Origin of the sequence: Martinezella lusitana (genome assembly GCF_900094565.1) — a bacterium.
GTDB classification, from domain to species: Bacteria; Pseudomonadota; Alphaproteobacteria; order Rhizobiales; family Rhizobiaceae; genus Rhizobium; species Rhizobium lusitanum.
Genome location: NZ_FMAF01000001.1, coordinates 463797 through 484958, shown reverse-complemented (window position 1 = coordinate 484958; position 21162 = coordinate 463797). Strand labels below are relative to the sequence as shown.

Below are 21162 nucleotides of genomic sequence, written 5' to 3'. Positions count from 1 at the left end.
TTTACGTCAAAACAGATTGCGACAAAAGACGCCGAATTCAAGGAGTGCCCGAACAAGAAACATTTGGCACTGTTATGAACCCGTCAGCCCTCCGGCAAGGGAATAAACTCTTCCTCGTCGCCCGGCACGATATCGAAACGGCCCGTGCGCCATTCTTCCTTGGCTTTTTCGATGCGTTCCTTGGAAGAGGATACGAAGTTCCACCAGATATAGCGCTTCGAATTGAGCGCCGCACCTCCAAAAAGCATGAGATGACAGCCTTTTTCCGCAGCTTCCAGGGTGATGGCATCGCCGGGGCGGAAAACGAGGAGCTGATCCTGCGCGAAGTGATCGCCGGCGACGATGAGCGAGCCGGAGAGGATATAGACCGCGCGCTCCTCATGGGCTGCACCAAAAGGAAACGTCGTGTTCGGCTGAAGCTGCAGATCGACATACAGCGTGTCGGAGAAGGATTTCACCGGTGATTTCAGGCCTTCGAAATCTCCGATCACCACGCGCCCGGTTACGCCTCCATCGGCGATGACAGGCAGCTCGTCTTTCTCTGTATGGGCAAAGGAAGGATCGATCTCCTCCTTGTCGTCGGGGAGCGCCAGCCATGTCTGCAGGCCCGACATCGCAAAAGGATGATCGCGCAGATTTTCCGGGGTGCGTTCGGAGTGCACGATCCCGCGTCCGGCCGTCATCAGGTTGACGTCGCCGGGGCGGATCACCTTGGCCGTGCCGAGGCTGTCGAGATGGCGGATCTCGCCGTCGAACAGATAGGTGACAGTGGAAAGGCCGATATGCGGATGCGGGCGCACATCAACCGCTTGGCCCGGCCGAAAAATTGCAGGCCCCATGCGGTCGAAGAAGATGAACGGCCCCACCAACCGTCGGCGGCTGCTTGGAAGAGCTCGCCGCACGGAGAAACCGCCAAGGTCGCTGGTGCGCGGAATGATGAGATTCTCGATCGCATCGCAGGCGAAGGCGTCACCGGCTTGCGGATCGTTTCCTGGGAAGAAAGACATGGCGGTTCTCCTTTCGGTTGAGGCTCAACCTACCGGGAATGTCAGGGAAACTCAAACTTTCCTGTCTTATCTCACGCGCCGTCCAGCGGCTCCGTGCCCTGCGGCTTGCCGGCGCGGTCGAGCCGGATCTTCTCGATGCGGTTCTCGGCGGCCGACAGCAGCGCCTCGCAATGCTTCTTCAGTGCCTCGCCGCGCTCGTAGATGGTGATGGATTCATCCAGTGCCACGTCGCCGCGTTCCAGCCGCGCAACGATGCTTTCAAGCTCCGCCACGGCCTTCTCGAAGGAATAGCCTGATACATCTACCTTGGCGCTTTCGCTCATCGTCAACCCTTCATCATGCGCAGAATATGCAGACCCGCCGATTCGGCCAGCCCTTCCAGATCATAGCCGCCTTCGAGCAGGCTGACGACCCGGTTGTTGGCGCTGCGATCGGCGACCTCCAGGATCCGCCCCGTCGCCCAGTCGAAATCCTCGCCGGTGAGGTTCAATTGTGCCAATGGATCGCGGTGGTGGGCATCGAAGCCGGCCGAGATGATGATGATGTCCGGGCGGAAATCATCGAGCGCCGGCAGGATGCGCGACTTGAAGGCCTCTCGGAAATGATCGCCGCCGGTATTGGGCGAAAGCGGCGCATTGACGATGGTATTGTGCGTGCCGCGCTCGTCCTTCTTGCCGGTGCCCGGATAGAGCGGCATCTGGTGGGTCGAACAGAAAAGCACGGATGGATCGTCCCAGAAGATGTCCTGAGTGCCGTTGCCGTGGTGCACGTCCCAATCGACGATGGCGACGCGCTCGGCGCCATGAGCCTTTTGCGCATGGCGGGCGGCGATCGCCGCATTGTTGAAGAAGCAGAAGCCCATGGCCTTGGTCTTCTCCGCATGGTGGCCGGGCGGGCGGGCTGCGACGAAGACATTGTCGGCAGCGCCGGAAAATACGTCATCGACCGCGGCCATGGCGCCGCCGACGCCGTGCATGATCGCCTGCAGCGTCTTCGGGCTGGCATAGGTATCCGCCTCGATCTGGTTGATCTCGCCATCGTTGCCTTTGTCCGGCATCGAGCGCAGGACGAAGTCCAGATGCTCTTCGGGATGGGCAAGCAGGACCGCGTCTTCATTGGCCGCAGGGGCCTTTCGCCGGTCGAGCCGCTCGAAATTCGGATGCTCCAGCGCGATGTTCAGCGAGCGCAGCCGGTCCGGCCGTTCCGGGTGGCCAGGCGGTACAATATGCTCAAGAAAAATCGGGTGTTCGTAAAGACGTGTGCTCATGGGGCCAATCTATAAATGAGGTGTGACGCCTATTACAGGACATGGACAATGTCACTACAATGTCAACAATCCATCTTAACCACTTTGGAGCGGCGCCCGTTTACTTATTAAGGCGCGATGTTAAGCTTTCATTAAGGTGCGTATGGCGTTGGGCAGGGTTTTCACGTGATGACGAGTGTAGAGCGATCCGATGTCATCGAGTTGAGAGTGCCACCGCGCGATGTCGACCGGCACGGTCATATGTTCATCGCCTCCTATATCTCACAGGCGGAGACGGCGCTCTCGAATTTCTGGCGCACGCGGCCGCTGGTCGACGACGAACCGGCCTATGTCGCCACCAAGGCATCCTGTTCCCTGCACAGGGCCTTGCATTACGACGACCTTGCCCGCTTCTCGATCAGCGTCAACAAGATCGGCGGCAAGTCCATCGGCTTCGTCGTCATGGTCGAGACCGGCAATGAACTGGCGGCCGAGGTCGAGATTCTGTGGCTTGCCGTGCGTGGCGATGAGCACGACCCTGCGCCGCTGCCCGAGGACACCCGCGACTGGCTCTACAAATATCTGACGTGATGCGTTCACCGATTGCGTTTTTTCCGCCCTGAGCCGAGTTCAGCTCCGCTGCGGCAGAAGCGGATAGCCGGCCATGACGGCGCGACCGACGAGGGCAGCGACGACTGCCTTAATGAGATCACCCGGCACAAAGCCCAGGGAGCCGAAGAACGCTTTGGTGAAGCCGATGTTGATGGCCAGCCAGGCAATGCCGAAGGCATAGAGCACCACGACGCCGCCGATGACGGCGGCGATGAAGAAGCCGATGCCCTGGTTGAGGCTGGTCTGCTCCGGCTTCACCAGCCGCTCCGAGAGATAGCCGGTAACGAAGGCGGCGAATATCCAGCCGATGAAGAAACCGGCCGTCGGGCCCGCGAAGACGGCAAGACCGCCGCGGCCGCCCGATAGCACCGGCATGCCGATTATCACCAGCAGGACGACGATCAGCACCGCGATCGTACCGCGCCTGGCGCCGAGCACCACGCCCGCCAGCATCACGCCAAGCGACTGCGCGGTGATCGGCACGGGAATGATGCCGATCGGGATCGGCGGCAACAGGCCGAGCGCCACGATGATGGCGGCAAAGAGTGCGGAGAGGACAAGATCGCGGGTATTCATGGCGGCTCCATCCGAAAAAGATCTATGTTCAATGCCGCCGAATGCCGCGCGCGTCAATCGCAGCCGCGATATTGTCAGCGTCGCGCAGCGTGAGGATGATCAGCGGCACAAGCGTCGTTGCCAAGCGTATTTTGATTCCCCGCGCTTCGTGCGCTTCGCGGATGGCGCGATAGCGGTCGAGAATCTCAGGCACGAAACGCAGGACGAGGCCGACCGCGAGCCCGATATCGGCCGCCCTGAGCAAACCCATCTTCTCAAGCGGCGTCGCAAGAACGGTGATTTCATCGATGAAGGCGGCCATCGATGTTGTCGCCGTTACAGCGGCTGCAAACAGCGCAAGCGCGGTCAGCCGCAGCGCCACCACGACGACAAGGTGAAACGGACTGAAGAGCAGGTTCAAGAGTGAAAGCACGGCAATGGAGATGAGGATCGGACGGAGCCGCCTCAATGCCTCGCCGACCGAGAGGCCGCTGCGAAAATAGAGGCCGGCACCGATGAGGTTTGCGAGCTCGAGCAGCGCGGTGGAATCCGCCAGGAACAATAGAATGCCGAGCGCGGCAAGCGTTACGAGTTTCACGCGCGGTGTCAGCCGATGCATCCATGTATCCGCGTCCACGTGCAGCGTTTGCATCAGCTCGCCATCTCCTTGTAGTGGGCGATGGCTTCCGCCGCCGGTGCGTCGACAACGAGGCGGCCCTGATCGAACAGCAGCACCCGGTCGAAATCCTCGACCAGCGGCAGGTCGTGGCTGATGATGATGACGTTTTCCGGCAACGCTGCGATCGTCCTCTGCACCAGCGCCCTGTTCTTCAAGTCGAGCTGGTTGGTGGGTTCGTCGAGAATGAGGATATCGGGGCCGGTGACCAGCACCGAGCAAAGAGCTGCCATCTGCAGCTCGCCGCCCGAAAGTTCATGGGCGCGCCGCGCGCCGAGATGGCTGACGCCGAACCGCTCGAGAATGCCGTCCACCGCCGCCTCGATCTGCACCTTGTCCAAGCCGCGAGCCTTGAGCCCGAAGGCGATGTCGTCGCGCACGATGGGCAGGATGATCTGGTTCTGCGGCGACTGAAAGATATAGCCGACTTTTCCGAGCACGGAGGCGGCATCGCTGGCCGTATCGAGCCCGTCGACGACGACGCGGCCGGTGGTCGGCTTGGCGAGCCCGTTGATCAGCCGCGCAAAGGTCGTCTTGCCGGAACCGTTGAGGCCGATGATCCCGACGCGCTTCTCCTGAAGCGTCAGGTTCAGCGGGTAGAGCGCGGTCCGTGTGCCGAAGTTGACGCCGGCATTGTCGAAGCGGATGTCCAAGCGGCTTGCCTGTCCCATGGTGATGTCGCGGTCCTATAGCGCATTACGGCGATTTATCAAATCAGGGGCTGTTTGAAAGCATGGGAATTTATGCCTATGATCGCTCCATGACGAATCTGCTTTCGAATCGCGACGCCCGCCGCGTCTTCCTTGCCAAGCAGGGGCTTGCCAATCCGCCGAACCGCGCCTTGACCAAGGCGGGGTTGCTGCAGCTCATCCACGATATCGGCTTCGTGCAGGTGGACAGTATTGGTACCGTCGAGCGGGCGCATCACCAGATCCTGTTCTCGCGCAATCAGACCTATCGACGCGAACATCTGACCGAGCTGCTGGAAAAGGACGGTGCGCTGTTCGAACACTGGACGCACGATGCCTCGATCCTGCCGAGCGCTTTCTTCGTTTATTGGAAGCACCGGTTCCGCCGCGAGGAGTTGGCGCTCGTCGAGCGGTGGCGCAAATGGCGCGGCGAGGGTTTCGAATCTGCTTTTGAAGAGACCTACGAGCGTGTGCTGAAGAACGGCGCCATCATGGCGCGTGAGATCAAGGCGGAGGGCCATGTCTCGGGCGGCTGGTGGAATTGGCATCCGAACAAGACCGCGCTCGAATATTTCTGGCGTACCGGCAAATTCGCGATCGCCGGCCGCACGAATTTCCAGAAGGTCTACGATCTGGTCGAGCGCGTCTTGCCGGATCACGTCCATACACCGGAGGTCGATCATGAGGAATTCGTCGAATGGGCTTGCCGCAGCGCTTTGCAGCGCCTGGGCTTTGCCACCTCAGGCGAAATCGCTGCCTTCTGGGATCTGGTGACGCCGCAGGAAGCTAAGAAATGGGTGGAGACGCATCGCGACGAACTGACGGAAATGCTGATCGAACCGGCCATTGGCGGGAAGCCACGCCCCTCCTTCGCGTTCACCGACTTCCATGCCATGCTCGACAGTTATCCGGAAGCGCCGGCGCGTATCCGCGTGCTCAGTCCCTTCGACCCGGTGCTGCGCGACCGCAACCGCACCGAACGCCTCTTCGGTTTCTTCTACCGCATCGAGATTTTCGTACCGGAGCCCAAGCGCGAATATGGCTACTATGTTTTCCCTCTGCTGGAGGGCGACCGGCTCATCGGCCGCATCGACATGAAGGCCGACCGCAAGGTGGGTACATTGGACGTCAAGCGCTTGTGGCTGGAACCGGGCGTCAAACCCTCTGCTGGCCGGCTTGAGAGGTTGGAAGCGGAGCTGGAGCGTGTCGCCCGTTTCACCGGCGTCGAGAAGGTCGTTTTTCTCGAGGGCTGGCGGGGCTAACCACCTCCCCCTTGAGGGGGGAGGTCGCGCGGAACGCGCTGGTTGGGCTGACAGTTGGTTAGCTCTGGCAGCGGGCGCAAATAACTCCACCTAACCCTCCCCCCAAGGGGAGGGTTAGGTGGAGGGGCCTATGAAAAGGGAGGGATACTTGGCACCAATTCTTGAGGGCCGCAATATCAGGCTCCGCCCGCCATGTGCTGATGATGCGGACGTGCGTGTTGCTCTCGGCAATCATGCCGAGATAGCGGGGATGTACGGCGTGAACAGCGGCGACGTGAAGCCGATTACCCAGGAAGGCGCGACCGCGTGGCTGCAATGGCTTATCGATCATCCCCATGCGTGGATCATCGAAATCAATGGCATCTTCGCCGGTGAAATCAGATTGGACAACGTCAATCGCCAAGACAGGCGCGCGACGATGGCGATCGGTATCAACAATCCAGCCTTGCTAGGCAAAGGCTTCGGCACCGAAGCGATCACCGTTCTGCTGCGCCATGCTTTTGGTGAAATGGGGCTGCATCGTATCGGAATACGCGTGCTCGCCTACAACAAACGCGCCATCCGCGCCTATGAAAAGTGCGGCTTTATTGTCGAAGGACGGGAGCGGGAGACGGCCTATGTCAACGGCAGTTGGCACGATGACATCATGATGGGCCTGCTCGATCGAGATTTCTCGTCGCTGCGGCCGCGAGACTGATTTTATCCGTCAGAACTGCGTGCCGCGTGCGGTTGGTCGGCTTTTGCTCACGTTGCTGGTCGATGTTGGCGCGACGCTCGTAGTGCCTGCAAATTCGGCTTGAGATACGGCGGTGACCAGATCACAAGCCCCGTCAAAATGCCGATTATGAAAATGATCTTTGCAGCGATGGCGAAAGCTGTCCCAAGCAATCCTGTCCAAAACAATGCGCGGTAAGAGCCGTAACGCGCTTCGAGTGCCTCATACAGCAGATTCCCACCGTCAAGCGGAAATGCCGGCAAAAGATTCACGCCACACCAAACAAGATTTAACACGCCAAGCCAAAGCAACGCTGTGAAAAGCGGTGGAACGGCAGTGGGTGGGGGCCGAAACCAAGGTGCCTCTGGACTTGGCGCAACAGGACTGAGGGAATTCTGGATAGCGGTATGATAGGCCAACAAAAGCACGAGCCCGAGCACGAGATTGATAATGGGCCCCGCGATCGTAATCAAACGCCGCTCAATATGGGTGCTCCCCTCGGTTTCCAAAATAGCTTGACCACCGCCTGCATGGAGGCGGATTAGCGTTGGGGTAAAACCGAGATACCGCGCCGTAAGAGAATGGCCGAGCTCATGAGCCAGGATCGAAAGGATGATGCCTACGGCCACGAGGCCTGCGGCGATGAATCCCGTTGCGCTAAACCTGCTCCACAGGGGAAAAGTGATGAAGAACGCAACGATCATGATGCCACCGTGCAACCAGATCGGCGGCAACCCGGCAATCGTTAGCTCCAACCCCTCATCGTAACAGGTCAGCTTCAACGGCTATAGACCTCGTACACGCTTCGCCAGGAACGATCGCGCTGTCTCGCCCATTCGCGGGCGAGATCAACCTCTCAGCAAATCTCCGTCTTGGCGATCTTGATGCCGAAGCCTTCGAGGCCGACATAGTGTCGCTCGCGGCTGGTGAGCAGCTTGATGGAGGTGACGCCGAGATCCTTGAGGATCTGCGCGCCGAGACCGATTTCCAGCCATTCGCTTTCGCGCGCCTGCGCCTCGGCATGGCTTTCACGCTCGGCCTGTCGCGCTTTGCGGCCATTGTCGAAATGGCCAACGCCCACGGAACCTTCGCGCAGATAGACGATGATGCCGCGGCCTTCTTCTGCGATCTTCTTCATGTAGAAATCGACGGGACGGCGCTTGCCGAAAATATCCTCGGCAACACTCTCGGGATGCAGGCGCACGGGAATGTCGATGCCGTCGCGGATGTCTCCGAAGACGACGGCGAGATGCTGCATCGTGTCCCAGGGCAGCGAATAGGTGTGCGCGCGCGCCTTGCCGAACGGCGTGTCGATATCGAAGCTGGTGCCGAGCTCGATCAGCGTTTCCTTGCGCTGGCGATAGGCGATGAGATCGGCGACGGAGACCATCTTCAGCTCGTGCTGTTCGGCGAAGCTGACCACCTGCGGGCCGCGCGTCACCGTGCCGTCGTCATTGACGAGTTCGCTGATGACGCCGATCGGCGGCAGGCCGGCGAGCTTGCAGAGATCGACCGCGGCTTCCGTGTGGCCCGAGCGCATCAGCACGCCGCCTTCGCGGGCGACGAGCGGGAAAATATGGCCGGGGCGGACGAAATCGGTCGGGCCGACATTCGGATTGGCGAGGTTGCGCACGGTCAGCGTCCGGTCGTCGGCGGAAATACCCGTTGTCGTGCCGTGCTTGAAGTCGACGGAAACGGTGAAAGCGGTCGTATGGGCGGAATCGTTTTCCGCCACCATGGCATTGAGGTTCAGGCGCTTGGCCTCCTCGCGCGGCATGGGCGTACAGACGATGCCGGATGTATGGCGAACGATGAAGGCCATCTTTTCCGGCGTGCAATGAACCGCCGCGACGATCAGGTCGCCCTCGTTCTCGCGGTCGTTGTCGTCCATGACGACGACGATTTCGCCGGCTTCAAAAGCCCGGATGGCATCGACAACGCGCTTCTGGTCGTAAGGCATCAAGAAATCCCTATCTCTGCCGGCCCGTCTGGCCGCGATCTCTCAGATAATGATCGGCAACGGCGCAGGCAACCATTGCCTCGCCGATCGGCACGGCGCGAATGCCGACGCATGGATCATGCCGCCCCTTGGTGCGCACGTCGACATTGTTGCCATCAGCATCGATCGATCGGCGTTCCGTCAGGATCGAGGACGTCGGCTTGATGGCGAAGCGGGCGACAACCGGCTCACCGGTGGAAATGCCGCCCAGAATGCCGCCGGCATGGTTGGACAGGAAGATGCGGTTGCCGTCGTTGCCCATGCGCATTTCGTCGGCGTTTTCCTCGCCCGTCAGTTCGGCGGATGCGAAGCCTTCGCCGATCTCGACGCCCTTGACGGCATTGATCGACATCAGCAGCGAGGCAATATCCTGGTCGAACTTGCCATAGATCGGCGCGCCGAGGCCCGCCGGCACACCTTCGGCCACGACTTCCACGACGGCGCCCACCGAGGAACCGGCCTTGCGGATGCCGTCGAGATATTCCTCCCATACCGGCACGATCGCAGGATCCGGTGCGAAGAACGGGTTCTGGTCCACCTGCGCCCAATCCCAGTTGGCACGGTTGATCTTGTGCTTGCCGATCTGCACCAACGCGCCGCGAACTGTGACGCTGGGCACGACGAGGCGGGCGATGCCGCCCGCGGCAACCCGCGCTGCCGTCTCGCGGGCAGACGAGCGGCCACCGCCGCGATAGTCGCGAATGCCATATTTGATGTCATAGGTATAATCGGCATGGCCAGGGCGATAGCGGCGCGCGATCTCGCCATAATCCTTCGAGCGCTGGTCGGTGTTCTCGATCAGCATCGAAATCGGCGTGCCCGTCGAGATCATCGTCTCGCCGTCCTCGTCCATCATCACTCCGGACAGCACCTTGACGAGATCGTCCTCGCGCCGCTGCGTCACGAAGCGCGATTGGCCGGGCTTGCGCTTGTCGAGCCAGGCCTGAATGTCCTCGAGCCTGAAGCGAAGACCGGGAGGGCAGCCGTCGACGATGCAGCCGAGCGCCGGCCCATGGCTTTCGCCCCAGGTGGTGACGCGGAAAAGATGACCGAATGTATTGTGCGACATGAAAAACGACCGGATTGGTGCGGTCTGCCGGGCAGGCCGCGTCTTGTCTCTTGCGATTGCGGCACACTCATAGGACAAAAAGCCGGTAAGACAAAATCTTTCTTTCCGCGATGGCGCAGTGCCGGTCTCCACCCTCCGTCATCGCCTCTTCGGTATGGTAAACAAGGATTAAGCCGTGCTGTGGATTGTGACAATGCATTTATCAATTGGGCAAGCAAAGTCACCGTTGTGGGCAACTTCCGCCATATTCGAAGTGTTTTTTAGGCTGCATAACAAATCAAAATCGAATTGACGTATAAAGGGTAACGACCATGCGCTTTTTTGTAGCGACGCTTTTGGCCACGGCAAGCCTGCTTGCTCCCGTCGCGGCCTTTGCCGAAAGCGCTGACGTCGAGTCCACGATCAAGAAGGTCGATACGAAGAATTTCAACATTACGCTGGACGATGGCAAGAACTATCAGGTGCCGGAGGATTTCGATTTCAACGGTCTGAAGGCCGGCGTGAAGGTTGTTGTCTTCTACACTGAGGTCGACGGCAAACGCGTCGTCAACGATCTCGACATCGTTCAGTAAATATTGATGCCGCCGGACAAACTGGCGGCTCGTGAACCGTGTCACCGGCTGTGTTGACGTGTTGTTTTATCCCGGTCCGGAAGAAAGCTGTCGCGTACTTTTCCGGGGCTGCCTCAGATCCAGCCGATGATCTTCATCTGTGGATCGACCTTCAGAATCTGATCCTGATGGATCGGAATTTCCGCCGCCTCTTCCTTTGCGACATCGCCGACCAGACGGAACAATGTGCGGATGACGCCGCCATGCGTGACGCAGACGGTTGGCCGTTCGACCGAGGTCAGCCAGGAGCCGACACGCCAGGAAAGGATTTCATAGCTTTCCGCATCTTCGCCGGGCGGGATGAAATCCCATTTGCCGGCCTTGCGCTCGGCGAGGCGCTCGGGTTCGGCAGCCTTCAATTCCCTAAGCGTGAAGCCTTCCCAGGCGCCGAAGGACACCTCGACCAGCCGTTCGTCGGTGCCATAATCCTTAGGCGGTAGGCCCATGGCCTCCCGCGCGATCTCCATGGTCTCGCGGGTGCGCCGCAACGGGCTTGCGACGAAATCGAACGGCTTGTTTTCGAATGCGAGGATTTCGCGAAGGTCGATGCCATTCTGCCGCGCCTGTTCTCGGCCGATGGCGTTGAGGTCGATGTCCTTCTGCCCCTGCAGGCGGCGCTCGGCATTCCAGTCGGTCTGACCGTGTCGGATCACATAGAGGATGGGCGGCACGGTCAGATTTCCTGTTGATCAGTCCTTCTGGACGGAAATGTCGGGCGCGTCCACGGACTTCATGCCGATCGTGTGGTAGCCGGAATCGACATGATGGATTTCGCCGGTAACGGCTGTCGACAGGTCGGACAGGAGATAGAGAGCGGAGTTGCCGACTTCGTCGATCGTGACAGTCCGCTTCAGCGGCGCGTTGTATTCATTCCACTTCAGAATATAGCGGAAATCACCGATGCCGGAAGCAGCGAGCGTCTTGATCGGGCCTGCCGAAATCGCGTTGACGCGAATGCCGCGGCCGCCGAGATCGACGGCGAGATAGCGCACGCTTGCTTCCAGAGCAGCCTTGGCGACACCCATGACGTTGTAATGCGGCATGACCTTCTCTGCACCATAATAGGTCAGGGTGATCATCGAGCCGCCATCATTCATGATTCGCTCGGCGCGCTGGGCTACGGCGGTGAAGGAATAGACGGAGATGTCCATCGTCCGCGTGAAGTTATCGCGGCTGGTATCGAGGTAACGGCCGGTCAGCTCATCCTTGTCGGAGAAGGCGATGGCGTGCACGACAAAATCGATCTTGCCCCATTTCGCTTCCAGCGCGTCGATGACGGCGTCGATCGTCGCGGGCTCGGTAACGTCGCAATGGCCGGCCATGAAGGCGCCCAGCTCCTGAGCCAACGGCTCGACGCGCTTCTTCAAGGCATCGCCCTGCCATGTCAATGCGATTTCGGCTCCGGCTTCCGAACAGGCTTTGGCAATACCCCACGCTATCGAACGGTTGTTTGCTACGCCGAGGATGACGCCGCGCTTGCCTGCCATGAGGCCAGTGGTTTGAGCCATATTCTGCTCCCTTGAACTTTCGAATGATCCTGCCTATGGCATAGGCCGTCCCCCTGTTCAAGCATCGTCAGGATCATCAACTGTTAGGGATCGTAACAAAGGGTGCTGTTTTCACCAAAATTTCACAGGAAAAGACCTTCCCGCATGCTGCGCATCAAATCGGTAATCTTATCATCCGGTTTTTCCCACAGCATCAGTCGCAATTCCACGACGAGATCGCCATTTCCGCCATTTCCGTCCGGTAATCCCTCGCCGTGGACTCGGATAATCTGATCCGAACCGGACCAGGCAGGCACCGTGAGCTTGACCGGCCCGCTCAACCCTTCGACTGTCGTCTCGCAACCGAGCACTGCATTTTCGATGGTAACCGGCAGCGTCGTGCGGACGTCATGGCCGTTGAGTGTGAAACGCGCGTCAGTGGAGAGATGGACGGTGACCGCCACATCGCCACGCAGCATCCCCTGAAGCTTCAATCCCTGTCCCTTCAGATGAAGCACCTGGCCGTTACCGATATCCGTCGTCGCCTGAAAGCGCGCCTCGCGACCATCGGATAGCGGAACGGTGATCCATCGCCCCTTCAGCATGTCGTCGAGCGTTACTGTCGCTTCGGCCGCGACCTCCGGGGTCTTTTCGGGCGCCTTGTCCGGCACGCTGCCCGTGAAGCGACGCACGATGGAACCGAGAATGCGGAAGGGGGAGCGCGCTCCGACAGAGGCGGTCCCCGTTGCCAGCTGCTCCTCTTCCGCCCGCTGTTCTTCCATCGCGGCCGCGTTCGGCTCGCGCTGCTTCTCTGCCTGTTGCGCGCTCATCTCGGATGCAGCCTGGTCCTGCTGCGCGCGGCCGGCTTTCACGCCGAAGATCCGCTCGACCATATCTTCCGGCGCCTCGCCTGTGCCGGCCTGTTGTCCCGAAGCGGCGGCTGCCGCTGCCTTGCGGGCGTTTGCGCGGGCAAGCTCCTCCATCACCCTTTCGGCATTGGCGCGGGCAACCCTGGCACGTTCCGCGGCTTCACGGGCAGCCTGTCGCTGTTGAATGATGGTCTGCTCCGCGGTCTGGCCCTTCGCTTCGGCCATACGGGCGACTTGATCGTAGCGGCTGCGCTTTTGCGGATCCTTCAACGTTTCATAGGCGCGGCCGATTTCGGCGAAACGCTCCGTTGCCGTCGGATCACCCATATTGTGATCGGGATGGGCGGTCTTTGCGAGATTTCGCCAGGCTGCCTTGATTTCGCCCGCCTCGGCATCTCTTTTTACGCCCAGTATCTTGTAAGGATCGCGCATTCCTGTAGCCACCGTCTTATGGGTGTGCCTGGCCCCACGGCGGCACCCCGAAACAAAAACACAACGATCGCACCTCGTTTTCTCGCGTCCCCGAAGGGGGCAAGGTCGATGCGCGTACGAGCTGATCCTGCGGGAATAGTTGCTAATCAGGCGTTACGCCGGACAGTGGGTGGCGCCCTGCATCTTCGGGGATGGTTAGCCAATTACTAACGATCGCTGCCAGATATGGGATTGGATGCGGAGCGCATTGTTCCGCCAGGTCTCTTCGCGAGCCGGAAAAAGGGAGGGGCGGCGGTCAGCCGGCCTGTTGAAAGCTCAGCAACTGCCATTCGCCCTGACCGATGAGGCAGGTCCGGCCGGAGAAATTGGCGATGCCGTCATAGGAATGGCGGGTGGTGCGAAACTGGCGGCAGACAAGACCCGCGGCATTGCTCTCGACGATCGTGCCGATGACGCCGGCGCTGCCGGTGGAGGCATTCGCCCAGGGAATGGGTTGTCCGTTAAGCTTGTGAAGATCCGCAGAGGTCACGGCGTTGCGCACGGTGGCTTCGTCGGAGATGCTGTCGGTGGTCACCGGAGCAGTCGGGACCGTGCCCGTCGATACGCTGCGGTCGACCTTGGCCGAGCTCAGATAGTCCATGCCGCCGCCGACGCAGCCGCCAAGGGTGAAAAAGGAGACAAGGGCGACAGCCGTCGTCACGCCTTTTGCAAGCTTGCGCTTTGTATGAACGGTCGACTTTGCTATGACTTCCACCCGGATATCTTGGCCTGCCTGAGAGGCTGGCGATTTTTAGGAATTGCGGAGCATTTGAACTAATATGTCGGAAAACGAGTTAACAAGCGGTGACTTCACCGAACAGAACGAGCCTTTCACTCTTTTCGCGGCCTGGCTGCGCGAAGCAGAGACCACAGAGCCAAATGATCCGAATGCGGTTGCCCTGGCGACGGTGGATGGGGATGGATTGCCAAATGTCCGCATGGTCCTTTTAAAGGGTTTCGATAGCGACGGATTCGTATTCTATACGAATTTCGAAAGCCAGAAAGGTCAAGAAATTCTTTCCCAAAAGAAAGCAGCCATGTGTTTCCACTGGAAATCGCTGCGCCGGCAGGTGCGCCTGCGCGGATTGGTTGAAGTGGTGAGCGACAAGGAGGCAGATGAGTATTACAAGACGAGGGCGCGCGGCAGCCGCATCGGCGCCTGGGCTTCGAAGCAGTCTCGCCCTCTGGAGAGTCGGTTTGCGCTGGAAAAGGCCGTTGCGGAATATACGGCCCGTTATGTCATAGGCGACATTCCACGCCCGCCCTATTGGTCCGGCTTCCGTATTCGGCCGCTGTCGATCGAATTCTGGCACGATCGCCAATTCCGCCTGCACGATCGAATCGAATTTCGCCGTGACGTGCCGGAAGGCGCGTGGCAAAAGGTGCGGATGTATCCGTGAGGCCTACGCCGTTGTCCGGCGGGCCTACGCCGTTGTCCGGCGGGCCTACGCCGTTTCCCGGCGACCCATCAGCCGCAGGGGGATGCCGGAGGCGAGCGCCGCGGCATAGCGCGCCTTCTGGTAATGACCGTTCAGGGATAATCTCGGCAAAAGCGTGAGGGCATTGGCGTTTGCTGTAATTGTTCCGGGGCGTGTCGTGACGCCGACCGAGAAGCCGAGCTCCGCGGCAAGCCTGCCTTCGCGCGGCGAGACCGCCTGGGCCGTGCCATAGGGATAGGCGATCGCCATCGGCCGCCGTCCCGTAATATCGGCCACATAATCGGCCGAGAGCGCCATTTCGACAGCAGCCTCCGCTTCGGGCAGCCTGGCCAGTGCCCGGTGGCTCACCGTATGCGCGCCGAGCGAAGCCAATGGATGATGGGCGAGATGCCTCAACTCCGTCCGGTCCATGATCGACGCGCTCACGATGTCGAGCGGCTCCAGTCCCTTCTTTCGCGCAATGTGATCGATCCGGGCGATGGCCTCGCTTTCGTCGCTGTCATGAACGAAGGCAGCGAAGCGCGCAAAGGCGGCGTATCGCTGGCTCTCCTTGCCGAGCGGCAGAAATTCCTCACCGGCGCCGAAATCGAAGGTCAGCCGATCCAGCCGGCCAAGCAGCTCAGCCAGCGTTTCCCACCAAAGGCTATGAGTCCGCTCTGAAAGCCCCTGGGCAACGAAAACGGTGAACGGCGTGTGGTGGCGGGCGAAGATCGGCAGGGCATGATCGAGATTGTCGCGATTGCCGTCGTCGAGCGTGAAGGCGACGAAGGGCGGTTTGCCATGAGCGTTCGCCACGCGCTCCGGCAGCGCATCAAGGGCAATGAAATCATAGCCATCCTGCTTCAACCGGACGATCGTGCGGTCGAGAAAATCGGGCGAAACCTCGAGATGTGCATTGGGGGCGAAGCGGCGGGGGAGGGCGGGGCGAACGTGATGCAGGGTGAATATGACGCCCATGCCGGCAACGTCTCGCATTAGGCCTGCGCCTTTAAGAATTGCGGCGGCTTCCAGCCCGCCGGAGATCATCGTGCGCTTGAGGCGGACCTTGATGCCTGGTTCCATGCGGCTTGACCCGGTTGACGAATGTCAAGGCTGTAGCGCATCCTCCGTTAAGTCTTGCTGAATCTTTGCCATATTTCCAATGCGTTAACAGTTATTTTACCAGGAAAGACAAAATTGAGGAATTATCGAGGCTATTGCCTCAATATCGCACCGATATCAGGTTTTTTGTCGCAAAATCATACAGGGATTGATGCGGTGTGTTGGCATTCATTCGGTTGGGGACAATTATGAAAAGACTTTTGATGGCCCTGTCGGCGGCCGTCTTGCTGTTGAGCGCTCCTGCGGCGAGCTTCGCCGGCAGTGCCTATTTCATCATGGATGCGAAGACCGGCAAGGTCCTTGCATCGAGCAATGCCGATGATCTCAACCATCCTGCATCGCTGACCAAGATGATGACGCTGTACCTGACCTTCGAGGCGATCCATCGCGGCAAGCTGAGCTGGAACACCAGGATCCCCGTATCGAGCGCCGCCGCGTCCAAGCCCCCGACCAAACTCGGCTTGAAGCCCGGCGGCACGGTCACCGTCCGCGAAGCCGTCGACGGCATGATCATCAAGTCAGCCAATGACGCCGCCGCTGCGATGGGCGAAGCTCTTGGCGGCAGCGAAAGCGGCGTTGCCCGGCTGATGACGCAGAAGGCACGCGAACTCGGCATGCGCCGCACCGTTTTCATGAATGCTTCTGGCCTTCCGAACATGCAGCAGGTGACGACCGCCCGCGATATGTCGACGCTTGCCGTCGCCCTCATCAACAACTACCCCCAGGAATACCGGCTCTTCTCGCAGGCAAGCTTCAACTATCGTGGCCGATACGTTCGCGGCCATAATAACCTCATGTATCGTTACGAGGGCATGGACGGCATCAAGACCGGCTACACCAACGCCTCCGGCTTCAACATCGTCAGCGCCGTGCGTGACGGCAACCGTCGTGTGATCGGCGTCGTCATGGGCGGCGCGACAGCGCGTAGCCGAGATGCCCTGATGGCGTCGCTGCTCGATCGCAACGTGCCGAAGGCGAGCCCGGTTTCGACATCGCGGCTCGTTGCCAGCATCGGCAACATCAGGACGAAGCAGGTCGAAGTGGCATCGGCGTCCGACAACGTCGCCGTGGATATCGACGCGCAGACCACCGCCACGACGCGTAAGCGTCTGGAGGTCGCTCCGGTCGCTCCGCTGGCATATGCCGCCACGTCGAACGTCACCGTGCCGATGGATCGTCCCGTCGCGATGGACGAAATCATGAGTGCCGGCAAGCCCGCTGCGACCGGCGGCTGGCAGGTGCAGATCGCCGCCACCCCAAGCGCACAGGCCGCCAAGGATATTCTGTCCGAGGCGAAGTCTAGGACTGGCAATGCCCTCGCCAACGCCTCGCCCTATACGGAGGCATTCGGCAAGGGCGGCAACACGGTCTATCGCGCCCGCTTCGTCGGCTTCTCCACCCGTGACGATGCAAGCTCGGCCTGCGCTGCGCTGAAGCGCAAGGATTTCGATTGCATGCTGCTTCCGAACAAGGGCTGAGCATAGCGATAGTTCGAAAAGTCGAGCCGGCAGGGCAAAAAAATCCGCCGGCTCGACTTTTTTGATGGAATCGTTCATTGATGGCTGGAACATAAAGGGAACGATATCGATGCTATCCGAACTGATCCAGCAATTCGAAACAGCCTCCGCGACCTATGCCGCCGACAATGGCCTTGAGCGCGACGACGACTGGTTCGTCCTGAAACTTCAGGAGGAGATGGGCGAACTCACGCAGATCTGGAATAAGACGACAGGCCGCGGGCGACGCAGGGGCATGAGCGACGAGCAGCTGGCGACGGCGCTCGCGGATGAAACGGCCGATCTGCTCGGCCATGTCCTGCTTTTCGCGCATCGAAATGGCCTCGATCTCGCTGCCGCAGTCGAGCGCAAGTGGTGCTTTCGCCCTCGTGGAGATTGAGGGTGAGGGGCGGTCTAGAGCAATTCCAGGAAAAGTGCGTAGCGGTTTTCCGTCCGGAATTGCGTGAAACAATAGCATAGAGCGGTCAGGCGATTCCGTGAAACGCGTTACCGCTCTAGGCCTTCGTGCCGCCCACCGTCACCTGATCCATCCTCAGATGTGGCTGGCCCACGCCGACGGGAACCCATTGGCCGCCCTTGCCGCAATTGCCGATGCCGGTATCTAGCTTCATGTCGTTGCCGATCATCGAGACGCGCTTCATGGCGTCGGGGCCGTTGCCGATCAGCATGGCGCCCTTGATCGGCGCGCCGACCTTGCCGTTCTCGATCAGATAGGCCTCGGTGCAGCCGAAGACGAACTTGCCTGATGTGATATCCACCTGGCCGCCGCCGAAGGAAACGGCGTAGACGCCCTTCTTCACCGAGGCGATGATCTCTTCGGGCGTCTTGTCTCCGCCGAGCATATAGGTGTTGGTCATGCGCGGCATCGGCGTGTGGGCATAGCCCTGCCGACGACCGTTGCCCGTCGCCTTCATGCCCATCAGGCGGGCGTTCTGCCGATCCTGCATGTAGCCGACCAGCTTGCCGTTCTCGATCAGCACGTTATAGGCCGAGGGCGTGCCTTCGTCGTCTACCGTGATCGAGCCACGGCGGCTTTCGATCGTACCGTCGTCGACGACGGTGACACCCGGTGCGGCGACCATCTGACCCAGCAGTCCGGCAAAGGCCGATGTTTTCTTGCGGTTGAAATCGCCTTCCAGCCCGTGACCGACGGCTTCATGCAGCATGACACCCGGCCAGCCGGATCCGAGCACGACATCCATCGTGCCGGCAGGCGCATCGATCGCCTCCAGATTGACGAGTGCCTGGCGCAGTGCCTCGTCGGCGCCGTGGCGCCAGTTGTCCTGCGTGATGAAATCACCGAAACCGATACGGCCGCCCGTGCCGAAGGAACCGGACTCCTGCCGGTCGCCGTCACCCACGACGACGGAGATATTGATGCGCGTCATCGGCCTGATATCGCGCACGCGATGGCCGTCGGCGCGCAGAATGTCGACCACCTGCCAGCTTGCGGCGATGGATGCCGTCACCTGGCGCACCTTGCCGTCCTTGTCGCGCAGATAGCTGTCGATCTGCTGAAGCAGCTTCGCCTTATCCTCGAATGTCGGCGCGCCGATCGGATTCTCGTCGCTGTAGAGCACCTTGTTGGTGCGCTGCGGCGCGGCCGCATAGGAGCCGGCGTAACCCGCCGTGACGGCGCGCACGGCATCGGCGGCCCGCTTCAGCGCAGCTTCGGAGAGATCGCCCGCATGGGCGTATCCGACCGCCTCGCCGGCAACGGCGCGCAGGCCGAAGCCCTGTTCTGTGTTGAAGCTGCCGCCCTTCATCCGTCCATTGTCGAATGTCAGCGATTCCGCCTGGACATGCTCGACGAAGAGCTCGCCGTCATCGGCGCCTGAAAGCGCCTCGGCGACGATGCCGCGCAGCTTGGTTTCATCGGCATCGAAAAGAGTAAGGAGATCGGTATTCATGGGTCAGGTGCTCCGTTCAGAGCCGATGTAGGCTTCGCATGGCGCAAGAGCAAGCCCATCCCCTCAGGGAAGGGCGTCGTAGCCTTCTGCAAAGCCCTTCAGATCGACCGGAATGCCGATGCCTTCCTCCGGCGACTGGAAGACGATGAAGGTCGCGGTGGCGCCGCTGCGCAGCGTCTTCAGCAATTCGTCTTCAAGCACGACTTCCGCATAGCAGCCGTCGGCAAAGCAGCGCACGAAATAGGCGCGACCGATATCCTTGCCGTCGATATTGAGGCCGAGGCCGTTAGGCAAAAGTACGCCGAGCGGCGCGAGCACGCGCAGGATCTTTGACTTGCGATCAGCGGTCTTCAGGACCACGACGGAAAGGCCGATCTCCGGGCGATCCTCTGCGATCACGTTCTGCATCAGGGCGCACTGCTCGGCAGAAGCACCCGCCGGCTTGTCGCAGACGACGGACCAGGCCCCGTGGCTCGAGCGCACCGTGCCCGGAGGTTGTGGAACCTGGCTGGTCGGAACTTGCTGCGTATGGGGCTGCGGCTGGCCCTGTTGCTGGGGCTGCAGCTGTTGGGTCTGCTGCGCCGGCTGAGTCTGTTGTGCCTGCTGCGCCCATGCAGGCACAGCGATCGATGCCGCAATGCTGCCGGTAACAAGCCAAAGCCGGGCAAGGGAACGAAAACCCATGGAAACCTCTAGATTCGAATCAGTGCCGATATTGTTGAAGCCCAGGCTGGCAAATGAAAAGCCCCGCGTGCTGGATTCCAATCGACTACGGCGGAAATACGACGTGTACTCCATTTTGTCCGTGTGACGCCATGGACCGCGATGCAATTTTTCGTATGATGATGAAATGCTTGCCATGTCCGGCTGGCAAAAGGGGACGGCATATTCGCGCAAAAATGCCGCACTAACAAATGGCGGGAGTTGTTGCGGAGTACCCCAAACTGTGGTTTGAAGCGCAATAGACTGTAGGGATACTGCGTTTGAGGTTGATCTGGGATCAAACGCTGGAGGGAGAGACATCGTGATTAAGAGAGCTTACGCGGCTCTGACGGCTCTGATCTGTCTGCTTTTCGCGACAGGCAGTTATGCCGATCAGCCGAGACCTTGGGAAACCGGTATGCAGGAGGCGGCGACCGGCAATATGCATCAAATCCGCTGGTTTGAAGCATACACGCTTTGGTTTATCATCCCGATCACGCTGCTTGTTCTCGTCCTTCTGGTCGTCGTTATCGTGAAATTCCGGGCTTCCAAAAACCCGGTGCCCTCCAGGACGAGTCACAACACGCTGGTCGAGGTCGCCTGGACCATAGGTCCTGTCCTCGTCCTTCTGTTCCTGGCCATTCCTTCCTTCAACCTTCTCACTGACCAGCTGACTTTCCCGGAGCAGACGGACGTGACCGTCAAGGCGACGGCGACGCAGTGGCAGTGGAATTATGAATACGAGAACAGCGGCACCACGCCGCTCGCCTTCGATTCGTTCATGTTGAAGGAGCCGGATCGGGCGGCCGCCGGCAAGGAAGACAAGTCGAAATATCCTCGGCTCCTTGCCGTCGATAACGAGATGGTGGTGCCGATCGGCAAGAACGTCCGTGTTCTCGTCACTGCCGCGCCGACCGATGTCATCCATTCCTTCGCCATGCCTGCCTTCGGCATCAGGATCGACGCTATTCCTGGCCGTCTGAACGAGACCTGGTTCAAAGCTGACCGCGAAGGCCTGTTTTACGGCCAGTGTTCCGAGCTCTGCGGCAAGGATCACTCTTTCATGCCGATCGCCATCCGTGTCGTCTCCGACGATCAGTACAAGCAGTGGATGGCTTCCGCTGCAACTGATCTGAGCAAGGCGAACAAGGCTCTGATGGCCGCCGTCGACCAACCGGCAACCGTCAAGGTCGCTGAAAACACGGCGAAATAAGGAGGGGTAGGG

General features: G+C 60.2%; 24 protein-coding genes. 8 read left to right on the top strand and 16 right to left on the bottom strand.

Going from position 1 to position 21162, the window contains the following annotated elements:
• Positions 1 to 83: 83 nt before the first annotated feature.
• From GA0061101_RS02345 to GA0061101_RS02335, 3 genes are all read right to left on the bottom strand, one after another.
• Positions 84 to 1007 (bottom strand): pirin family protein, encoded by a 924-nt coding sequence (locus GA0061101_RS02345; RefSeq protein ID WP_092572935.1) that lies wholly within the window; start codon positions 1005 to 1007, stop codon positions 84 to 86.
• Positions 1008 to 1078: 71 nt separating this feature from the next.
• Positions 1079 to 1330 carry an exodeoxyribonuclease VII small subunit gene (locus GA0061101_RS02340; RefSeq protein ID WP_034488124.1) on the bottom strand — a complete coding sequence of 84 codons (252 nt, stop codon included), beginning with the start codon at positions 1328 to 1330 and terminating at the stop codon, positions 1079 to 1081.
• A 2-nt stretch (positions 1331 to 1332) separates the two neighbouring features.
• Complete coding sequence (locus tag GA0061101_RS02335) at positions 1333 to 2274, bottom strand: histone deacetylase family protein (RefSeq protein WP_047560696.1); 942 nt, start codon at positions 2272 to 2274, stop codon at positions 1333 to 1335.
• Positions 2275 to 2442: 168 nt separating this feature from the next.
• Between GA0061101_RS02335 and GA0061101_RS02330 the strand changes: the two genes are divergently transcribed.
• Positions 2443 to 2844, top strand: coding sequence for an acyl-CoA thioesterase (locus GA0061101_RS02330; protein WP_047560693.1), 402 nt, complete (start codon positions 2443 to 2445; stop codon positions 2842 to 2844).
• A gap of 39 nt (positions 2845 to 2883) precedes the next feature.
• Here GA0061101_RS02330 and GA0061101_RS02325 read toward each other — a convergent pair whose 3' ends face one another.
• From GA0061101_RS02325 to GA0061101_RS02315, 3 genes are read right to left on the bottom strand one after another with little or no spacing between them, the layout of a single operon-like run.
• Positions 2884 to 3441, bottom strand: coding sequence for a biotin transporter BioY (locus tag GA0061101_RS02325; protein ID WP_037198577.1), 558 nt, complete (start codon positions 3439 to 3441; stop codon positions 2884 to 2886).
• 28 nt (positions 3442 to 3469) lie between these two features.
• Entirely contained in the window at positions 3470 to 4072 is a 603-nt protein-coding gene (locus tag GA0061101_RS02320) for an energy-coupling factor transporter transmembrane component T family protein (RefSeq protein WP_037198578.1), read from the bottom strand.
• Entirely contained in the window at positions 4072 to 4749 is a 678-nt protein-coding gene (locus tag GA0061101_RS02315) for an energy-coupling factor ABC transporter ATP-binding protein (RefSeq protein ID WP_047638924.1), read from the bottom strand. The genes GA0061101_RS02320 and GA0061101_RS02315 overlap by 1 nt, the downstream gene beginning before the upstream one ends.
• 107 nt (positions 4750 to 4856) lie before the next feature.
• Between GA0061101_RS02315 and GA0061101_RS02310 the strand changes: the two genes are divergently transcribed.
• Both GA0061101_RS02310 and GA0061101_RS02305 read left to right on the top strand, forming a co-directional pair.
• Positions 4857 to 6047 carry a winged helix-turn-helix domain-containing protein gene (locus GA0061101_RS02310; protein ID WP_037198629.1) on the top strand — a complete coding sequence of 397 codons (1191 nt, stop codon included), beginning with the start codon at positions 4857 to 4859 and terminating at the stop codon, positions 6045 to 6047.
• Between the two features lie 130 nt (positions 6048 to 6177).
• On the top strand, positions 6178 to 6744 hold the full coding sequence (locus tag GA0061101_RS02305; RefSeq protein WP_047560690.1) for a GNAT family N-acetyltransferase: 567 nt from the start codon (positions 6178 to 6180) through the stop codon (positions 6742 to 6744).
• Between the two features lie 47 nt (positions 6745 to 6791).
• Here the strand turns inward: GA0061101_RS02305 and GA0061101_RS02300 are convergent, their stop codons facing one another.
• The 3 genes from GA0061101_RS02300 to aroC form a co-directional block, all read right to left on the bottom strand.
• A complete protein-coding gene (locus tag GA0061101_RS02300) occupies positions 6792 to 7544 on the bottom strand; it encodes a M50 family metallopeptidase (protein ID WP_092572934.1) in 753 nt (250 codons plus the stop codon).
• Positions 7545 to 7618: 74 nt separating this feature from the next.
• On the bottom strand, positions 7619 to 8722 hold the full coding sequence (ribB, locus tag GA0061101_RS02295) for a 3,4-dihydroxy-2-butanone-4-phosphate synthase (protein ID WP_047560687.1): 1104 nt from the start codon (positions 8720 to 8722) through the stop codon (positions 7619 to 7621).
• 10 nt (positions 8723 to 8732) lie between these two features.
• Positions 8733 to 9830, bottom strand: a complete 1098-nt coding sequence (gene aroC, locus GA0061101_RS02290; protein WP_092572933.1) for a chorismate synthase — start codon at positions 9828 to 9830, stop codon at positions 8733 to 8735.
• Positions 9831 to 10141: 311 nt separating this feature from the next.
• Here aroC and GA0061101_RS02285 point away from each other — a divergent pair, with 311 nt between their 5' ends.
• Complete coding sequence (locus GA0061101_RS02285) at positions 10142 to 10402, top strand: DUF1344 domain-containing protein (RefSeq protein ID WP_037198584.1); 261 nt, start codon at positions 10142 to 10144, stop codon at positions 10400 to 10402.
• Positions 10403 to 10515: 113 nt separating this feature from the next.
• Here the strand turns inward: GA0061101_RS02285 and GA0061101_RS02280 are convergent, their stop codons facing one another.
• The 4 genes from GA0061101_RS02280 to GA0061101_RS02265 all read right to left on the bottom strand — a co-directional run bounded on the left by GA0061101_RS02280 (position 10516) and on the right by GA0061101_RS02265 (position 13983).
• A complete protein-coding gene (locus tag GA0061101_RS02280; RefSeq protein WP_037198585.1) occupies positions 10516 to 11112 on the bottom strand; it encodes a histidine phosphatase family protein in 597 nt (198 codons plus the stop codon).
• Positions 11113 to 11130: 18 nt separating this feature from the next.
• Positions 11131 to 11949, bottom strand: a complete 819-nt coding sequence (gene fabI, locus GA0061101_RS02275) for an enoyl-ACP reductase FabI (protein ID WP_037198586.1) — start codon at positions 11947 to 11949, stop codon at positions 11131 to 11133.
• 122 nt (positions 11950 to 12071) lie between these two features.
• Positions 12072 to 13229 carry a DnaJ domain-containing protein gene (locus GA0061101_RS02270; RefSeq protein WP_037198588.1) on the bottom strand — a complete coding sequence of 386 codons (1158 nt, stop codon included), beginning with the start codon at positions 13227 to 13229 and terminating at the stop codon, positions 12072 to 12074.
• 295 nt (positions 13230 to 13524) lie between these two features.
• The gene (locus GA0061101_RS02265; protein WP_037198590.1) at positions 13525 to 13983 is read right to left on the bottom strand and encodes an RT0821/Lpp0805 family surface protein; all 459 of its coding nucleotides are present in this window, start codon (positions 13981 to 13983) and stop codon (positions 13525 to 13527) included.
• 64 nt (positions 13984 to 14047) lie between these two features.
• Between GA0061101_RS02265 and pdxH the strand changes: the two genes are divergently transcribed.
• Positions 14048 to 14668: a pyridoxamine 5'-phosphate oxidase gene (pdxH, locus tag GA0061101_RS02260; RefSeq protein WP_037198592.1), complete on the top strand. Its 621-nt coding sequence runs from the start codon at positions 14048 to 14050 to the stop codon at positions 14666 to 14668.
• A gap of 45 nt (positions 14669 to 14713) precedes the next feature.
• On the opposite strand, the gene GA0061101_RS02255 is transcribed toward pdxH, so the two are convergent.
• A complete protein-coding gene (locus GA0061101_RS02255; RefSeq protein WP_037198593.1) occupies positions 14714 to 15769 on the bottom strand; it encodes a polysaccharide deacetylase family protein in 1056 nt (351 codons plus the stop codon).
• Positions 15770 to 15996: 227 nt separating this feature from the next.
• On the opposite strand from GA0061101_RS02255, the gene GA0061101_RS02250 reads away from it, so the two are divergent.
• Positions 15997 to 17286, top strand: a complete 1290-nt coding sequence (locus tag GA0061101_RS02250; protein WP_037198594.1) for a D-alanyl-D-alanine carboxypeptidase — start codon at positions 15997 to 15999, stop codon at positions 17284 to 17286.
• A gap of 109 nt (positions 17287 to 17395) precedes the next feature.
• Positions 17396 to 17704 carry a nucleoside triphosphate pyrophosphohydrolase family protein gene (locus GA0061101_RS02245; RefSeq protein ID WP_037198631.1) on the top strand — a complete coding sequence of 103 codons (309 nt, stop codon included), beginning with the start codon at positions 17396 to 17398 and terminating at the stop codon, positions 17702 to 17704.
• A gap of 115 nt (positions 17705 to 17819) precedes the next feature.
• Here the strand turns inward: GA0061101_RS02245 and tldD are convergent, their stop codons facing one another.
• Positions 17820 to 19235, bottom strand: coding sequence for a metalloprotease TldD (gene tldD, locus GA0061101_RS02240; protein ID WP_037198596.1), 1416 nt, complete (start codon positions 19233 to 19235; stop codon positions 17820 to 17822).
• A gap of 63 nt (positions 19236 to 19298) precedes the next feature.
• On the bottom strand, positions 19299 to 19919 hold the full coding sequence (locus tag GA0061101_RS02235) for an invasion associated locus B family protein (RefSeq protein ID WP_037198632.1): 621 nt from the start codon (positions 19917 to 19919) through the stop codon (positions 19299 to 19301).
• A gap of 340 nt (positions 19920 to 20259) precedes the next feature.
• Here GA0061101_RS02235 and coxB point away from each other — a divergent pair, with 340 nt between their 5' ends.
• Positions 20260 to 21150 carry a cytochrome c oxidase subunit II gene (gene coxB / locus GA0061101_RS02230; RefSeq protein WP_037198600.1) on the top strand — a complete coding sequence of 297 codons (891 nt, stop codon included), beginning with the start codon at positions 20260 to 20262 and terminating at the stop codon, positions 21148 to 21150.
• The last annotated feature ends 12 nt before the right edge of the window (positions 21151 to 21162 follow it).

Excerpts from the sequence above, each read along its gene's own strand:
- GA0061101_RS02345 (WP_092572935.1), bottom strand. The coding sequence starts at position 1,007 with ATGTCTTTCTTCCCAGGAAACGATCCGCAAGCCGGTGACGCCTTCGCC.
- GA0061101_RS02340 (WP_034488124.1), bottom strand. The coding sequence starts at position 1,330 with ATGAGCGAAAGCGCCAAGGTAGATGTATCAGGCTATTCCTTCGAGAAG.
- GA0061101_RS02335 (WP_047560696.1), bottom strand. The coding sequence starts at position 2,274 with ATGAGCACACGTCTTTACGAACACCCGATTTTTCTTGAGCATATTGTA.
- GA0061101_RS02330 (WP_047560693.1), top strand. The coding sequence starts at position 2,443 with ATGACGAGTGTAGAGCGATCCGATGTCATCGAGTTGAGAGTGCCACCG.
- GA0061101_RS02325 (WP_037198577.1), bottom strand. The coding sequence starts at position 3,441 with ATGAATACCCGCGATCTTGTCCTCTCCGCACTCTTTGCCGCCATCATC.
- GA0061101_RS02320 (WP_037198578.1), bottom strand. The coding sequence starts at position 4,072 with ATGCAAACGCTGCACGTGGACGCGGATACATGGATGCATCGGCTGACA.
- GA0061101_RS02310 (WP_037198629.1), top strand. The coding sequence starts at position 4,857 with ATGACGAATCTGCTTTCGAATCGCGACGCCCGCCGCGTCTTCCTTGCC.
- GA0061101_RS02305 (WP_047560690.1), top strand. The coding sequence starts at position 6,178 with ATGAAAAGGGAGGGATACTTGGCACCAATTCTTGAGGGCCGCAATATC.
- ribB (WP_047560687.1), bottom strand. The coding sequence starts at position 8,722 with ATGCCTTACGACCAGAAGCGCGTTGTCGATGCCATCCGGGCTTTTGAA.
- aroC (WP_092572933.1), bottom strand. The coding sequence starts at position 9,830 with ATGTCGCACAATACATTCGGTCATCTTTTCCGCGTCACCACCTGGGGC.
- GA0061101_RS02285 (WP_037198584.1), top strand. The coding sequence starts at position 10,142 with ATGCGCTTTTTTGTAGCGACGCTTTTGGCCACGGCAAGCCTGCTTGCT.
- fabI (WP_037198586.1), bottom strand. The coding sequence starts at position 11,949 with ATGGCTCAAACCACTGGCCTCATGGCAGGCAAGCGCGGCGTCATCCTC.
- GA0061101_RS02270 (WP_037198588.1), bottom strand. The coding sequence starts at position 13,229 with ATGCGCGATCCTTACAAGATACTGGGCGTAAAAAGAGATGCCGAGGCG.
- pdxH (WP_037198592.1), top strand. The coding sequence starts at position 14,048 with ATGTCGGAAAACGAGTTAACAAGCGGTGACTTCACCGAACAGAACGAG.
- GA0061101_RS02255 (WP_037198593.1), bottom strand. The coding sequence starts at position 15,769 with ATGGAACCAGGCATCAAGGTCCGCCTCAAGCGCACGATGATCTCCGGC.
- GA0061101_RS02250 (WP_037198594.1), top strand. The coding sequence starts at position 15,997 with ATGAAAAGACTTTTGATGGCCCTGTCGGCGGCCGTCTTGCTGTTGAGC.
- GA0061101_RS02245 (WP_037198631.1), top strand. The coding sequence starts at position 17,396 with ATGCTATCCGAACTGATCCAGCAATTCGAAACAGCCTCCGCGACCTAT.
- tldD (WP_037198596.1), bottom strand. The coding sequence starts at position 19,235 with ATGAATACCGATCTCCTTACTCTTTTCGATGCCGATGAAACCAAGCTG.
- GA0061101_RS02235 (WP_037198632.1), bottom strand. The coding sequence starts at position 19,919 with ATGGGTTTTCGTTCCCTTGCCCGGCTTTGGCTTGTTACCGGCAGCATT.